Annotated in this window: 15 protein-coding genes and 1 other RNA gene; 7 read left to right on the top strand and 9 right to left on the bottom strand. The window is 52.7% G+C overall.

Going from position 1 to position 15,604, the window contains the following annotated elements:
• Nucleotides 1-80: 80 nt before the first annotated feature.
• The 6 genes from gcvH to OGY01_RS15430 form a co-directional block, all read right to left on the bottom strand.
• Nucleotides 81-470 (bottom strand): glycine cleavage system protein GcvH, encoded by a 390-nt coding sequence (gene gcvH / locus OGY01_RS15455; RefSeq protein ID WP_045447282.1) that lies wholly within the window; start codon nt 468-470, stop codon nt 81-83.
• 24 nt (nt 471-494) lie between these two features.
• Nucleotides 495-1,589, bottom strand: coding sequence for a glycine cleavage system aminomethyltransferase GcvT (gcvT, locus tag OGY01_RS15450; RefSeq protein WP_286493307.1), 1,095 nt, complete (start codon nt 1,587-1,589; stop codon nt 495-497).
• 452 nt (nt 1,590-2,041) lie between these two features.
• Complete coding sequence (gene ubiI / locus OGY01_RS15445) at nt 2,042-3,244, bottom strand: FAD-dependent 2-octaprenylphenol hydroxylase (RefSeq protein WP_045447288.1); 1,203 nt, start codon at nt 3,242-3,244, stop codon at nt 2,042-2,044.
• Nucleotides 3,245-3,314: 70 nt separating this feature from the next.
• Nucleotides 3,315-4,493 carry a 2-octaprenyl-6-methoxyphenyl hydroxylase gene (ubiH, locus tag OGY01_RS15440; RefSeq protein ID WP_286493306.1) on the bottom strand — a complete coding sequence of 393 codons (1,179 nt, stop codon included), beginning with the start codon at nt 4,491-4,493 and terminating at the stop codon, nt 3,315-3,317.
• Complete coding sequence (gene pepP / locus OGY01_RS15435; protein ID WP_045447294.1) at nt 4,490-5,806, bottom strand: Xaa-Pro aminopeptidase; 1,317 nt, start codon at nt 5,804-5,806, stop codon at nt 4,490-4,492. The genes ubiH and pepP overlap by 4 nt, the downstream gene beginning before the upstream one ends.
• A gap of 24 nt (nt 5,807-5,830) precedes the next feature.
• Nucleotides 5,831-6,409, bottom strand: a complete 579-nt coding sequence (locus OGY01_RS15430) for a YecA/YgfB family protein (RefSeq protein WP_136345249.1) — start codon at nt 6,407-6,409, stop codon at nt 5,831-5,833.
• A 166-nt stretch (nt 6,410-6,575) separates the two neighbouring features.
• On the opposite strand from OGY01_RS15430, the gene zapA reads away from it, so the two are divergent.
• The 3 genes from zapA (at nt 6,576) to OGY01_RS15415 (ending at nt 7,746) form a co-directional block, all read left to right on the top strand.
• Nucleotides 6,576-6,905, top strand: coding sequence for a cell division protein ZapA (zapA, locus tag OGY01_RS15425; protein ID WP_045447299.1), 330 nt, complete (start codon nt 6,576-6,578; stop codon nt 6,903-6,905).
• Between the two features lie 41 nt (nt 6,906-6,946).
• Nucleotides 6,947-7,130, top strand: a non-coding RNA gene (gene ssrS, locus OGY01_RS15420) — 6S RNA.
• A gap of 19 nt (nt 7,131-7,149) precedes the next feature.
• Complete coding sequence (locus tag OGY01_RS15415; RefSeq protein ID WP_045447302.1) at nt 7,150-7,746, top strand: 5-formyltetrahydrofolate cyclo-ligase; 597 nt, start codon at nt 7,150-7,152, stop codon at nt 7,744-7,746.
• A gap of 101 nt (nt 7,747-7,847) precedes the next feature.
• Here OGY01_RS15415 and OGY01_RS15410 read toward each other — a convergent pair whose 3' ends face one another.
• The 3 genes from OGY01_RS15410 to rpiA all read right to left on the bottom strand — a co-directional run bounded on the left by OGY01_RS15410 (nt 7,848) and on the right by rpiA (nt 10,392).
• A complete protein-coding gene (locus tag OGY01_RS15410) occupies nt 7,848-7,907 on the bottom strand; it encodes a type I toxin-antitoxin system Ibs family toxin (RefSeq protein ID WP_136345268.1) in 60 nt (19 codons plus the stop codon).
• A 322-nt stretch (nt 7,908-8,229) separates the two neighbouring features.
• Nucleotides 8,230-9,462, bottom strand: coding sequence for a phosphoglycerate dehydrogenase (gene serA / locus OGY01_RS15405; RefSeq protein WP_045447305.1), 1,233 nt, complete (start codon nt 9,460-9,462; stop codon nt 8,230-8,232).
• Between the two features lie 270 nt (nt 9,463-9,732).
• Nucleotides 9,733-10,392, bottom strand: coding sequence for a ribose-5-phosphate isomerase RpiA (rpiA, locus tag OGY01_RS15400; RefSeq protein WP_136345248.1), 660 nt, complete (start codon nt 10,390-10,392; stop codon nt 9,733-9,735).
• 159 nt (nt 10,393-10,551) lie between these two features.
• Between rpiA and argP the strand changes: the two genes are divergently transcribed.
• The 4 genes from argP to scpB all read left to right on the top strand — a co-directional run bounded on the left by argP (nt 10,552) and on the right by scpB (nt 15,586).
• Nucleotides 10,552-11,445: a DNA-binding transcriptional regulator ArgP gene (argP, locus tag OGY01_RS15395; RefSeq protein ID WP_003825477.1), complete on the top strand. Its 894-nt coding sequence runs from the start codon at nt 10,552-10,554 to the stop codon at nt 11,443-11,445.
• A gap of 212 nt (nt 11,446-11,657) precedes the next feature.
• Complete coding sequence (scpA, locus tag OGY01_RS15390; protein WP_048220589.1) at nt 11,658-13,802, top strand: methylmalonyl-CoA mutase; 2,145 nt, start codon at nt 11,658-11,660, stop codon at nt 13,800-13,802.
• The gene (gene meaB, locus OGY01_RS15385) at nt 13,795-14,790 is read left to right on the top strand and encodes a methylmalonyl Co-A mutase-associated GTPase MeaB (RefSeq protein WP_286493305.1); all 996 of its coding nucleotides are present in this window, start codon (nt 13,795-13,797) and stop codon (nt 14,788-14,790) included. Before scpA ends, meaB begins: the two co-directional genes overlap by 8 nt.
• A 10-nt stretch (nt 14,791-14,800) precedes the next feature.
• Nucleotides 14,801-15,586, top strand: a complete 786-nt coding sequence (gene scpB, locus OGY01_RS15380) for a methylmalonyl-CoA decarboxylase (RefSeq protein WP_045447321.1) — start codon at nt 14,801-14,803, stop codon at nt 15,584-15,586.
• The last annotated feature ends 18 nt before the right edge of the window (nt 15,587-15,604 follow it).

Genomic DNA, 15,604 nt, shown 5'->3' with positions numbered 1-15,604 from the left:
GTATCTACTTACCTGAATACACGAAATAATTCACATTGCAGGACACAACGGCTTCCTGCAACGTGAAGAATGAAGCGTATTTACTCGTCTTCTAACAGTGCTTCATATGCAGTCGCATCCAGCAGCGACTCAATTTCGCTTTCATCGCTGGCCTTGATCTTAAAGATCCAGCCACCGGTATATGGCTCGCTGTTCACCAGTTCCGGGGAATCACTGAGCGCGTCGTTAACCGCAACAATTTCACCGCCCACCGGCGCATAAATGTCGGAAGCCGCTTTTACGGATTCTGCAACAGCGCAGTCATCGCCTGCGCTGACAGTCGCGCCAACTTCTGGCAGATCAACAAAAACCATATCGCCCAACAGCTCCTGAGCGTGTTCGGTGATACCAACGGTGTAAGAGCCATCAGCTTCTTTGCGCAACCATTCGTGTTCTTTACTGTATTTCAGTTCTGCTGGTACGTTGCTCATCAATCAATCTCCAAAAAGGATGAATCACGCGACGGCTTTGCCGTTACGCACAAAAATAGGTTTAGTCACTTTTACCGGCATTTCACGGTTGCGGATCTGCACTATCGCTGTCTCGCCGATACCTGCTGGAACGCGCGCCAGCGCGATGCTGTAGCCCAGCGTTGGAGAGAATGTACCGCTGGTGATAACTCCTTCCTGCAGGTTGCCCTGAGCATCAGTGAAACGCACTGGCAGTTCATTACGCAGTACACCTTTCTCCGTCATCACCAGGCCAACCAACTGTTCATGGCCTTTTTCACGTTGCATTTCCAGCGCTTCGCGGCCAATAAAGTCACGATCAGCAGGCTCCCACGCAATAGTCCAGCCCATGTTGGCCGCCAGCGGAGAAACACTCTCATCCATTTCCTGGCTGTACAGGTTCATACCTGCTTCCAGGCGCAGCGTATCACGTGCCCCCAGCCCGCAAGGCTTAACACCGGCTTCCACCAGCGCGCGCCAGAAATCCGCCGCTTTTTCATTCGGCATGGCAATTTCATATCCCGCTTCGCCGGTATAACCAGTGGTCGCGATAAACAAGTCACCAGTCTGCACACCGAAGAAAGGCTTCATGCCCTCTACCGCATGACGTTGTTCTTCATTAAACAGCGTGGCTGCTTTTGCCTGCGCATTTGGCCCTTGCACCGCAATCATCGACAGGTCGTCACGAACGGTAATGTCGAGGGCATAAGGTTCAGCGTGTTGGGTAATCCAGGAGAGGTCTTTTTCGCGGGTGGCGGAGTTTACAACGAGGCGGAAGAAGTCTTCAGTGAAGTAGTAGACGATCAGGTCATCTATCACGCCACCCGAAGCGTTAAGCATACCGGAATAAAGGGCTTTGCCGGTTTTCGTCAATTTCGCGACGTCGTTTGCCAGTAGATAGCGCAAGAACTCCCGGGTGCGGCTTCCGCGCAGATCGACGATGGTCATATGCGAAACATCAAACATACCAGCATCGGTGCGGACAGCATGGTGCTCATCGAGCTGAGAACCATAATGCAGGGGCATCATCCAGCCATGGAAATCAACCATGCGCGCGCCACATAGCGTGTGTTGTTCGTACAAAGGAGTCTGTTGAGCCATCTTTTCCTCGTTGAATAAGCGGGGCTACCAACTCTTTCGTGGTGAAATCTTCGCCACGAAACCCAGCACCGCAGCCGCTCCGGGGGCTGCGACGCAAACGTTCTCTTTGCCTTGAACTTACCACCGAAATAGACGCTAAACCATAAGTCAAAATTAACCATCACATTAGCTTATGACTAAAAATGACAGGATCTGCATCAGAATAAAAAACCACATAAAGGCCATTAAATCAGCGCAATTGATATGAAAAAGTTGAAATAATCAGCATCAATCCATATTAAATATGGAAAAAATGTTAAAAATGGCGTTATGAGAAAATAGTAATATTAAAAAAACTAATGCGAAAAAAGGTGTGGAATTAGATTATTTCAAATGAGATAAGTGTCCCGGCGCGCAGGCCGGGAGAGGAAAGTGTGACGGGTCTCAAACTCTTAAAATTGTCCTTTCGGACGTTAACGTAGCCACTCAGGAAGGTCGTTTAATCCCATTGCCTGACGGAGGAGTTGTGGTTTTACGCCAGGGAGGGTATCAGCCAGTTTCAGACCAATATCACGCAGCAGTTTCTTCGCCGGGTTTTCTCCTGCAAACAGTTCGCGGAAACCTTGCATACCAGCAAGCATCAGCGCCGCGCTATGCTTACGGCTACGCTCATAACGACGCAGGTAGAGATGCTGGCCAATGTCTTTCCCCTGGCGTTGCAGGCGCTTAAGCTCATCAATCAGCTCTGCGGCATCCATAAAGCCAAGATTAACCCCCTGACCCGCCAGCGGATGGATGGTATGCGCCGCATCGCCAACCAGTGCCAGACGATGGGCGGCAAACTGGCGAGCATAGCGCCCCGTCAACGGGAACGTCTGACGTTCGCTTTCGAGTTGGCATAACCCCAGACGATTATCAAAGGCAATGTTCAGCGCCTGGTTAAACTCTTCAACGCTTGCCTGCTGCATACGCTCAGCTTCCTGCGGCGAGAGTGACCAGACAATAGAGCACAGATGCGGGTCACTGAGCGGTAAAAATGCCAGAATGCCCTCACCATGGAATGCCTGGCGAGCAACAGCACCATGTGCTTCCTGCGTACGAATAGTCGCGACCAGCGCATGATGCCGGTAATCCCAGAAGGTCAGCGGGATATCTGCTTTATTACGCAGCCAGGAGTGAGCGCCGTCTGCACCAATCACCAGGCGTGCGGTCAGCATCGATCCGTCCTTCAGGGTCAGAAAAGCATCGTTCTCACCCCATGCCACCTGCTGCAGTTCTGCCGGGGCCATAAGCGTAATATCCGCCGACTGCTGTGCCTTTTGCCACAATGCGTAATGGACCACCGCATTTTCTACAATGTGTCCCAAATGGCTGTACCCCATGCTTTGGTCATCAAATTCGATGCGCCCAAAACTATCTCGATCCCACACTTCCATACCGTGATAACAACAGGCACGGCGGGCGACGATGTCTGACCATACGCCAAGGCGGGTAAGCAGTTTTTCGCTGGCAGCATTAATTGCCGACACACGAAGCTGAGGAGGAGCATCCGTCGCCAGAGGGTGTGGAACATGTTGTTCTAACACTGCAACGCGTAACCCGCTGCCCTGCAAACCGCAGGCAACCGCCAGTCCTACCATGCCGCCACCAACAATTGCTACATCAACACTTTGCACTGTTTGCTCCTGAAAACGGGACGATCAAATACCGTAGGCCAGATAAGGCCTACTGGTCTACAGGCCATCATTAACGCGCAACCCACCCCAGGGTCCGCTCTGCCAGCGCATCTCGCGCGGGGGTAAATAATTCCATCGCCATTAATCCGGCATTACGCCCAACGATCAACGGAGCCCAGCAATTGGCAAACAGATACACCAGGCTATTCGTCACGCCAATCGTCGCTTCACGGTCAGTCTGACGACGTCGCTGATAACGTGACAAAACCGCATAATCGCCTACATCTTCGGCGGTGCTATGTGCCTGAGTCAGCGTTTCAGCAAGACTCATGACATCACGCATTCCAAGGTTAAAACCTTGTCCGGCAATCGGATGAAGCGTTTGTGCAGCATTGCCGACCAGAACAGTACGATGGGTCACTGCCTTCACTGCTGTGGTTAATGAAAGCGGATAGGCACTGCGTTTACCCGCTTGCGTAATATGACCCAGCCGCCAGCCAAATGCTGTTTGCAGTTCACGGCAAAACCGTTCGTCGGACCAGGCCAAGATCTCATCACGCCGCTCAAGCGGATGACACCACACCAGTGAGCATCGGCCATCTGACATCGGCAACATTGCCAGCGGGCCATGTTGCGTAAAGCGCTCAAACGCCCGTCCGTTATGCGGAACGGAGGTTGTGACGTTGGCAATCACGGCCAACTGTTCGTAAGGTTGCTGTTGCCACTCAACACCGCACGCGGTAGCCAGCGCAGAGCGAGTACCGTCAGCCGCTACCAGCACGCGACCGGTAATCACTTCGCCATTCTCCAGCGTGACCTCAACGCATTCCTGGGTGCGCGACACGCTGGCAACCCGATCAGGACAATGCAGCGTAACACCACGCGCTTTGCGCAACAGTGCGAACAAACGCAGCCCAACATCATGCAGTTCCACCACCTGACCCAGTGCCGGTATACGGTATTCGTGCGCATCAAGCGTAACAAACCCGGCATGTCCACGATCGCTGACGTGTACTGTTTTAATCGCCGTTGCGCAATCGGCTATTGCCTGCCAGACGCCAATTCGCGCCAGCTGTTGACAGGTACCTGCCGCTAGCGCAATCGCCCTGGCGTCAAACCCCGGATGACAATCGCCCTCTGGATCGCTCGCTTCAATCAGATGAACCGGTAGCGTCCCATGGGTAAGCTGAGAAATGGCCAGCGCCAGCGTCGCGCCGACCATACCACCACCAACGATAATTACGCTCATTGCAGTCGCGCCGCAGCCATTAAGGCTTCAATCTCATCCGCCCTCTTAACCACACCGGAAGTAAGGTTTTCATTACCGTCTTCGGTAATGAGGATGTCATCTTCAATACGAATACCGATACCGCGATAAGCGGGCGGTACGTCGGCGTCAGGTGCGATGTACAGCCCTGGCTCTACGGTAAGCACCATCCCCGGTTCAAGAATACGTGAGCGATCCTGACCATAAACACCAACGTCGTGTACATCCAGCCCCAACCAATGGCTAAGACCATGCATAAAGAAAGGACGGTGTGCGTTATCGGCTATCAGTTGGTCAATTTCACCATGCAGAATACCGAGCTTCACCAGACCGGTAATCATGATACGTACCACTTCACCTGTGACCTCCTGGATGGAAGTACCGGGGCGATACAGACGCAAGCTGGTTTCCAGCGATTCCAGCACAATGTCATAGATTTCGCGCTGTGCAGGGGTGAATTTGCCGTTTACCGGGAAGGTACGCGTAATGTCGCCTGCGTAGCCTTTGTATTCACACCCGGCGTCAATCAACACCAGATCGCCATCGCGCATTTCACTTTCGTTTTCGGTGTAATGCAGGATACAGCCGTTTTCGCCACTGCCGACAATGGTGTTGTAGGACGGGTAACGCGCACCATGACGGGTGAATTCGTGGTGAATTTCCCCTTCAAGTTGGTATTCAAACATCCCTGGACGACATTTTTCCATCGCACGGGTGTGCGCAAGAGCAGTGATTTCTCCGGCGCGACGCATCACTGCGATCTCTTCTGGCGATTTAAACAGGCGCATCTCATGCACCATTGGGCGCCAGTCAATAATAGCCACCGGCGCTTTCAGATTTTGTCTGGAACCTTTACGCAATTTTTCCAGTGCAGTGAAGACTATCTCATCTGCATACGCATATTCGCCTTGTGCGTGGTAAACCACGTCCAGACCATTAAGCAGCTGGTGCAGTTGCTGGTTGATTTCGCTGAAGGCTAACGCCCGGTCAACGCCCAGTTTCTCCGGCGCAGCATCCTGCCCCAGACGACGGCCAAACCAGATCTCTGCGGTAAGGTCACGTACCCGATTGAACAAAACGCTATGGCTATGAGTGTCATCACTTTTAATCAGCACCAGCACAGCTTCAGGTTCGTTAAAACCAGTGAAATACCAGAAATCGCTGCTCTGGCGATATGGATATTCACTGTCCGCACTGCGCGTCGCTTCAGGGGCGGCGAAAATCAGTGCGGCGCTGCCGGGTTGCATTTGCGCCAGTAAAGCCCGGCGGCGGCGGAGATACTCTTGCTGCGTCATAACACTCTCCTTGGCGTTTCGTTCTTAGTGCAAAGTCGGTTTACGTACTTCTGGTGCAGTCGGCTGCTGACGTGTAAATGTGTCATGACATAGCAGAGCCGCGACACGCACATACTCAATGATCTCTTCGAGCGACATTTCCAGCTCTTCCTGATCTTCGTCTTCGTCGTATCCCAACTGAGCGATATTACGCAGATCGTCGATAGCTTCGCCGGTTTCGCCGGTCACTTTATCGAGCTTAGGTTGGGTGACACCGAGACCAAGCAAAAAGTGGTTTACCCAACCTGCCAGCGCATCGGCACGTTCGAAGACGCTGACATCGTCTCCCTCAGGCAGATAAAGCTGAAAAAGAAAACCGTCGTCTTCCAGGGCATCACTGGTGGCTGAGTGCATTTTAACCAGAGCCTGGGCCAGCTCATGACCAAAGGCCAGGCCTTCATTCGTCAGGTCGTGCAACAGCGGCTGCCATGAGCTGTCGTTGTTACCGCCGCAAATCATCCCACTGATCAAACCGTGCATTTCGGCAGGGGTCAATCCAGCCCCTTGTTGGTTCAAAAACTGGCTAACTTCGTTGTAACCAGGCATTTCGTTCTGTATAGACATAAGCATTCGTCATCAAAGGGAGGATATTCATGATATGCTACCACTTTGGACCCTGGTGGACCAGAAAAGGGCTTGTATCTTGATACCAGGGTAGCTATAGTGTCGCCCCTTCGCAGACCCAAGGTCTGGAGACGAAGGCAGCGCAGTCAATCAGCAGGAAGGTGGCATGTCTGCACAACCCGTCGATATCCAAATATTTGGCCGTTCACTGCGAGTGAATTGCCCGCCTGAACAAAGGGATGCGTTGAATCAGGCTGCGGACGATCTGAATCAGCGATTGCAAGATCTGAAAGTTCGCACTAGAGTCACAAATACTGAGCAGTTGGTTTTCATCGCCGCGTTGAACATCAGCTATGAGTTAACTCAGGAAAAAGCGAAGACGCGTGACTACGCGGCGAGCATGGAACAGCGTATTCGGATGCTGCAACAAACCATTGAACAGGCGTTGCTTGATCAGGGTCGCATTACCGAAAAAACGCCCCAAAACTTTGAATAACACTTTTCGGTTTACTGTGGTAGAGTGACCGTGAAGACAAAATTTCTCTGAGATGTTTGCAAGCGGGCCAGTCCCCTGAGCCGATATTTCATACCACAAGAATGTGGCGCTCCATGGTTGGTGAGCATGCTCGGCCCGTCCGAGAAGCCTTAAAACTGTGACGACGCATTCACCTTGAACCAAGGGTTCAAGGGTTACAGCCTGCGGCGGCATCTCGGAGATTCCCTTCTACCTGGCTACAGCCATGACACTACTTCCTGAACTTCCATTATCCCGGCAAGAAATTCGTCAACTGATCCGTCAGCGTCGCCGTTCGCTTACTTCTGAACAACAAATCCAGTTCGGTCAGCAGGCTGCGACCAGAATGCTGAGCTATCCCCCTGTTGTACTGGCACACACCGTAGCGGTTTTTCTCTCCTTTGATGGTGAACTTGATACCCAACCGCTGATCGAACAGCTCTGGCGGGCTGGCAAGCGTGTCTACCTTCCGGTTCTGCATCCGTTCAGCCCCGGTAACTTACTGTTTCTGCACTATCATCCGCACAGCGACCTGGTGACAAACCGGTTAAAAATCCAGGAACCTAAACTGGATGTACGCGACGTATTGCCGCTGTCGAAACTGGATGTACTTATCACACCGCTAGTCGCATTTGATGAAGACGGACAGCGTCTGGGAATGGGCGGAGGTTTTTACGACCGCACATTACAAAACTGGCAGCAATATAAGATCCAGCCCGTGGGCTATGCACATGATTGCCAGTTAGTCGAAAAACTACCGGTCGAAGAGTGGGATATCCCACTGCCTGCGGTGGTGACGCCGTCAAAAGTGTGGGAATGGTAAGGGTGACAAAAACCAAATTACCTGGATTGACTTTGCTGATTCTTTAACCTAGTTTAGTGAGTAAGGGTAAGGGAGGATTACTCCTCCCCTGTGACTGACTGTTAATAAGCTGCGAAACTTACGAGTAACAGTACAATCAGTATGATGACTGACTTCATCATAACCCTTCTCCTTTAAGCCCTCCCTTCGGTGAGGGCTTTTACCGTTTCAGCCCCATGCTGCCCCTCTATCGTAAATTGTCACTGTATTGACACAATGCGCTATACAGCCTTTACTCTCCTTCTGCGGCAAGCTTCGCAAACGCTCTTGTGAATGATGTAAGCGGTAGAAAAGTTAACAGTATTGAGAAAAGGGGTTGTCAGGGAAGAGACGATGGGAGAAGTGATGTCAAAGCTAAAATGCAGCGATTGCCCCTTTTTGACCAAGCAGCGGCAACGCTGTATTAACAACAAGCAGGCCGCAGCCTGCTTGTCAAAAGCATAATTAGTACAGCATGCGCGCGCGAATTGTTCCTGGAATGGCTTTCATCGCCAGCAGCGCTTTCTCCGCCACATCTTCATCCGCCTCGATATCAATAACCACATACCCCACCTGCGCGGAGGTTTGCAGATACTGCGCGGCAATGTTAACGCCCTGCTCAGCGAAGATTTGGTTCAGCGCGGTCAATACGCCCGGACGATTTTCGTGAATGTGCATCAGGCGACGACCACCATGCAGCGGCAGCGAAACTTCCGGGAAGTTGACAGCAGACAGCGTAGAGCCATTGTCGGAATACTTCGTAAGCTTACCTGCCACTTCCAGACCGATGTTTTCCTGCGCTTCCAGCGTTGACCCACCAATGTGCGGCGTCAGGATCACGTTATCAAAATCGCACAGCGGAGAGGTGAATGGATCGCTGTTGGTCGCCGGCTCTGTTGGGAATACGTCGATTGCTGCCCCTGCCAGATGTTTAGTTGCTAACGCATCGCATAGCGCTGGAATATCGACCACCGTTCCGCGAGCAGCGTTGATCAACAGCGCCCCCGGTTTCATCAGTGCAATCTCTTTTGCGCCCATCAAATTTTTCGTTGATGCATTTTCCGGTACGTGAAGACTCACCACATCGCTCATATTCAGCAGATCGGAAAGATGCTGTACCTGTGTAGCGTTACCAAGAGGTAGTTTATTTTCGATATCATAGAAATAGACATGCATCCCCAGCGACTCCGCCAGAATGCCCAACTGGGTACCAATGTGGCCGTAACCGATAATCCCCAGTTTTTTACCACGCGCCTCAAAAGAGCCAGTAGCCAGTTTATTCCAGACGCCGCGGTGCGCTTTAGCATTGGCCTCCGGAACGCCGCGAAGCAGCAGCAACAGCTCGCCAATAACCAGTTCGGCAACAGAACGCGTGTTAGAGAATGGTGCGTTAAACACAGGGATCCCGCGTTTTGCCGCTGCGCTCAGGTCAACCTGATTGGTACCGATACAGAAGCAGCCAATCGCAACCAGTTTCTCTGCGGCTTCAATAACATCTTCAGTCAGATGGGTACGGGATCGCAGGCCAATGAAGTGGGCATCACGGATGGACTCTTTCAGTTGTTCTGTGTCCAACGCGCCTTTATGAAACTCGATGTTGGTGTAACCTGCCGCACGAAGGCTTTCCAGTGCTTTTTGATGCACGCCTTCAACCAGCAGAAATTTAATCTTGTCTTTCTCCAGCGATACCTTTCCCATTTACCCGACCCTGTCTTTTTTGTTCAAACTGATGTGTTGTGTGTGGGATTTTCATCCTCCTCTTCAACATATCAAAAAATAATATTGCGGCAATATGAACGTTTGCGTCGTCGTTCTGAAGAAGTGTCATTCAGTGGGAAATGTCAGAGTAAAATACTGGTGATAACTTTTTCTTTGGAGGGATCGGCAGGACAAGATTGAAAACGTGACAGATGTCACCAAATTTGCCCTGCCAAAATTTTTTTAACGGTAGAAGACTCTCCCGTCAGATCATTTTACGATAGTTTTCACGCCATCAGCCGTGCCAATCAGCGCCACATCGGCGCCACGATTGGCAAACAAACCTACGGTCACAACGCCTGGAATCGCATTAATGGCGTTTTCCATAGCAACGGCGTCGAGGATCTCCAGGCCGTGCACGTCGAGGATCACATTACCATTGTCCGTCACCACGCCCTGGCGGTATTCAGGACGCCCACCCAGTTTCACTAACTGGCGAGCAACCGCGCTACGCGCCATCGGGATAACTTCTACCGGCAGCGGAAAGTTACCGAGAATATCGACTTCTTTAGACGCATCAGCGATGCAGATAAATTTCTTCGCCACTGAAGCAATAATTTTTTCACGGGTTAACGCCGCTCCGCCACCTTTAATCATCTGCATGTGGCCGTTAATTTCATCAGCACCATCAACATATACGCCGAGGCTATCCACTTCGTTAAGATCGAACACGTGGATGCCGAGGCTTTTGAGTTTTTCAGTCGATGCGTCCGAACTGGACACCGCGCCTTCAATCTGGCCTTTCATTGTGCCCAGCGCATCAATAAAGTGTGCGGCTGTTGAACCTGTACCTACGCCCACAATGGTGCCGGGCTGTACATACTGAAGTGCCGCCCATCCTACTGCTTTTTTCAGTTCATCCTGCGTCATGATCGTTTCGCCTGTGGTGTGAAAATTCACGCGCATTATAGAACATTGCGCAGAAAAATGTCCCCACACCCGCTCGCAGGCGGCGGATTTCGTCTTTACCCAACCAAAAATTGTGTCATAGTGCAGAACACGCAAAAATTTCAGGAGTACGTCAGAGCAATGAAACGTCCGGACTACAGAACACTACAAGCACTGGATGCGGTTATTCGTGAACGAGGATTTGAGCGCGCTGCGCAAAAGCTGTGCATCACGCAATCCGCGGTTTCACAACGCATAAAACAGCTTGAGAATATGTTCGGACAACCGTTGCTGGTGCGCACCGTACCGCCTCGTCCTACTGAACAGGGACAAAAGCTGCTGGCGCTTCTGCGCCAGGTTGAGCTGCTGGAAGACGAGTGGCTCGGCGATGAACAAACCGGCTCTACCCCGCTGTTGCTCTCTCTGGCGGTGAACGCCGACAGCCTGGCGACATGGTTACTCCCGGCGCTGGCACCAGTGCTGGCAAACTCACCGATTCGCCTGAATTTACAGGTTGAAGATGAAACGCGCACCCAGGAACGCCTGCGTCGCGGTGAAGTGGTCGGTGCGGTGAGTATTCAACATCAGGCGCTGCCAAGCTGTCTGGTGGATAAGCTAGGCGCGCTTGACTACCTGTTTGTGGGATCAAAGCCTTTCGCCGAGCGTTATTTTCCTAATGGCGTCACCCGCTCAGCCCTGCTGAAGGCGCCGGCGGTGGCGTTTGACCACCTTGACGATATGCACCAGGCCTTCCTGCAACAAAACTTCGATCTTCCGCCTGGCAGCGTTCCATGCCATATCGTTAACTCGTCCGAAGCCTTCGTACAATTAGCGCGCCAGGGCACCACCTGCTGCATGATCCCGCACTTACAGATAGAAAAAGAACTGGAAAGCGGTGAGCTTATCGACTTAACGCCGGGCTTATTCCAGCGCAGGATGCTGTACTGGCATCGCTTTGCACCGGAAAGTCGCATGATGCGCAACGTCACTGACGCACTGCTGGCATACGGGCACAACGTGCTGCGCCAGGATTAACCCTTTCATTTCATTGCCGGATGACGCTTCGTTTATCCGGCTTAACACCTTTCATATTATCTCCGTCATTTCTTTGAAATTCATCACAAAATAAAACACACCACGCGGCAAAAAACGACGCCCTGTTGGCTATTTTTTGCTGGCGACAAGCCCAATGAAAAAGCTCACCGTATTCGCAAAGATTCAACTAATTGCGTAATACGGAGCAAAAAATGGCAAACGTACAGGAGTGGCAAACACTCGCCAACAAAGAACTCAGCCGACGGGATAAAACCGTCGAATCGCTGGAACGACAAACGGCGGAAGGGATTGCCATCAAGCCGCTGTACACTGAGGCTGACCTCGATAATCTGGAAGTAACAGGCACACTCCCCGGCCTGCCGCCTTACGTACGCGGCCCGAGAGCAACCATGTATACCGCGCAACCGTGGACCATTCGCCAGTACGCCGGTTTCTCCACCGCTAAAGAGTCCAACGCTTTTTACCGCCGTAACCTCGCCGCGGGTCAAAAGGGGCTTTCCGTCGCCTTTGACCTTGCCACCCACCGGGGCTATGACTCAGACAATCCACGTGTAGCAGGCGACGTTGGGAAGGCAGGCGTAGCTATCGATACAGTAGAAGACATGAAAGTCCTGTTCGACCAGATCCCGCTCGATAAGATGTCAGTGTCAATGACCATGAACGGCGCGGTGCTGCCAGTGCTGGCGTTTTATATTGTGGCCGCAGAGGAGCAAGGTGTATCACCGGAGCTACTCACCGGTACCATCCAGAATGACATTCTGAAAGAGTACCTGTGCCGTAACACCTATATTTACCCACCGAAACCTTCAATGCGCATTATCGCCGACATCATCGCCTGGTGCTCAGGCAACATGCCGCGTTTTAATACCATCAGCATCAGTGGTTACCACATGGGCGAAGCCGGAGCCAACTGCGTTCAGCAGGTGGCGTTTACGCTGGCTGATGGCATTGAATACATCAAAGCCGCACTCTCTGCCGGGCTAAAAATCGACGATTTCGCCCCACGTTTGTCATTCTTCTTCGGCATCGGCATGGATCTGTTTATGAACGTCGCCATGCTACGCGCCGCGCGCTATCTGTGGAGCGAGGCAGTCAGCGGTTTTGGCGCGACAAACCCGAAATCATTAGCCCTGCGCACCCACTGCCAGACTTCCGGCTGGAGCCTGACCGAACAGGATCCTTATAACAACGTAGTCCGCACCACTATTGAAGCGCTCGGCGCCACACTTGGCGGCACGCAGTCTTTACACACCAACGCCTTTGATGAAGCGCTCGGTCTGCCTACTGATTTCTCCGCACGTATTGCACGTAATACGCAGATCATTATTCAAGAGGAGTCGGAAATCTGCCGTACCGTTGATCCGCTGGCCGGATCGTATTACGTCGAGTCGTTAACCGATCAAATCGTCAAACAGGCGCGCGCGATCATTCAACAGATTGATAAGGCGGGCGGGATGGCGAAAGCGATCGAAGCCGGATTGCCGAAACGCATGATCGAAGAAGCCTCTGCCCGTGAGCAGTCGCTGATCGACCAGGGCAAGCGCGTCATTGTTGGGGTTAACAAGTACAAACTGGATAAAGAGGATGAAACGTCGGTACTGGAAATTGACAACGTCAAAGTGCGCAACGAACAGATCGCGTCTCTGGAGCACATCCGTGCCACCCGCGATGATGCCGCAGTCAAAGCGGCGCTAAACGCGCTCACCCACGCCGCGCAGCATAATGAAAACTTGCTTGCCGCTGCAGTCTGCGCTGCCCGCGTTCGCGCCACGCTCGGGGAAATCTCCGATGCACTGGAAGCCGCCTTTGACCGTTATCTGGTGCCAAGCCAGTGCGTCACTGGCGTGATTGCGCAAAGTTACCACCAGTCCGATAAATCCGCCTGCGAATTTGATGCCATCCTTGCGCAAACCGAACAGTTCCTGGCAGACAATGGTCGTCGCCCACGCATTCTGATCGCCAAAATGGGGCAGGACGGCCACGATCGCGGCGCGAAAGTGATCGCCAGCGCCTATTCCGATCTCGGTTTCGATGTCGATCTCAGTCCAATGTTCTCCACCCCGGAAGAAATAGCCCGTCTGGCGATCGAAAATGATGTGCATGTGATCGGCGCATCTTCACTGGCGGCGGGTCATAAAACCTTGATCCCGGAACTGGTCACCGCACTCAAAGGCTGGGGACGAGAAGATATCTGCGTGGTGGCTGGAGGTGTAATCCCGCCGCAGGATTACGCTTTCCTGCAAGAGCGCGGCGTGGCGGCCATATATGGCCCCGGCACACCAATGCTCGACAGCGTCCGCGATGTATTAACCCGTATCAGTCAACATCATGATTAACACCACCACGCTTGAAGACACCATCCAGCGCTTGCGTATGGGCGATCGCGCCACACTCGCTCAGGCCATGACGCTGGTGGAGAGCTACCATCCGCGACACCAGGCGCTAAGCACGCAATTGCTGGACGCCATTATGCCATTCACTGGTAACGCCCTGCGTCTGGGAATTACCGGCACTCCTGGCGCGGGCAAAAGTACCTTTTTGGAAGCGTTCGGCATGTTGCTGATCCGCCAGGGACTGCGGGTGGCGGTGATTGCCGTCGATCCCAGCAGTCCGGTCAGCGGCGGCAGCATTCTTGGCGATAAGACCCGGATGACGGAACTGGCACGCGCAGAGGCAGCGTTTATTCGCCCGGTCCCCTCCAGTGGCCATCTGGGGGGGACCAGCCAACGCGCACGTGAGTTAATGCTGTTGTGCGAAGCGGCGGGCTTCAACGTGATAATTGTTGAAACCGTTGGCGTTGGGCAGTCCGAAACTGAAGTGGCCCGCATGGTCGATTGCTTTATCTCGCTACAAATCGCCGGTGGCGGGGACGATCTGCAGGGGATCAAAAAAGGCATCATGGAGATGGCAGACCTGATTGTCATCAACAAGGACGACGGTGAAAACCGGGCCAACGTCGCCATCGCCCGCCATATGTATGAATCTGCCCTGCATATTCTGCGCCGTAAGTACGACGAGTGGCAGCCGCAGGCTCTGGCCTGTAGTGCACTGGAAAAACGAGGCATTGAGGAAATCTGGCAGGCGATAACCGACTTCAAAACATCTCTTACCGCCAGCGGCCGACTAGAAAAAGTTCGCCAACAGCAGTCTGTGGACTGGTTACATAAACAGGCCGAAGAAGAGGCGCTTCACCTGCTGTTTGCGCGCGCTGATTTCGACCGTTACTTCCAGCAAACGCTACAGTCGGTCAAAAACCATAATCTTTCGCCGCGCACCGGCCTGCGGCATATCAGCGAATTTATCCAGCATCATTACTTTGAATAAAGAGAACATTATGTCTTATCAATACGTCAACGTTGTCATCATCCAGAAAGTCGCGGTCATCGAATTCAATTATGCCCGCAAGCTCAATGCTCTGAGTAAAGTGTTTATCGATGATCTGATGCAGGCGCTGAGCGACCTCAACCGCCCGGAAATTCGCTGTATTATCCTGCGCGCGCCGAGCGGGGCAAAAGTGTTCTCTGCCGGGCATGACATTCATGAACTCCCCGCCGGACGTCGCGATCCGCTCTCTTATGACGATCCACTGCGCCAGATCACCCGCATGATCCAAAAATACCCAAAACCCGTGATCTCCATGGTCGAGGGCAGCGTCTGGGGCGGTGCGTTTGAGATGATCATGAGTTCCGATCTGATCATCGCCGCCGAAACCTCCACCTTCTCGATGACGCCGGTCAACCTCGGTGTACCGTATAACCTGGTGGGTATTCACAACCTGACCCGCGATGCGGGATTCCATATCGTCAAAGAGCTGATTTTTACCGCCTCCCCTATTACGGCGCAACGCGCAATGGCGGTCGGGATCCTTAACCATGTGGTCCCTACTGATGAACTGGAAGATTTCACTCTACAAATGGCACACCACATCTCGGAAAAGGCGCCACTGGCAATAGCCGTTATCAAAGAAGAGCTACGCGTGCTGGGCGAGGCGCACACCATGAATTCAGATGAATTTGAGCGGATCCAGGGCATGCGCCGCGCAGTTTATGACAGCGAGGACTATCAGGAAGGGATGAATGCGTTTATGGAAAAACGCAAACCTAACTTTGTAGGTCATTAATCACACGGGGGAAAGGAG

This window comes from Citrobacter sp. Cm038 (assembly GCF_030333105.1).
GTDB lineage: Bacteria > Pseudomonadota > Gammaproteobacteria > Enterobacterales > Enterobacteriaceae > Citrobacter > Citrobacter murliniae.
The sequence above is the reverse complement of the archived record's forward strand: the minus strand, read 5'-3'. Positions and strand labels throughout refer to the sequence as shown.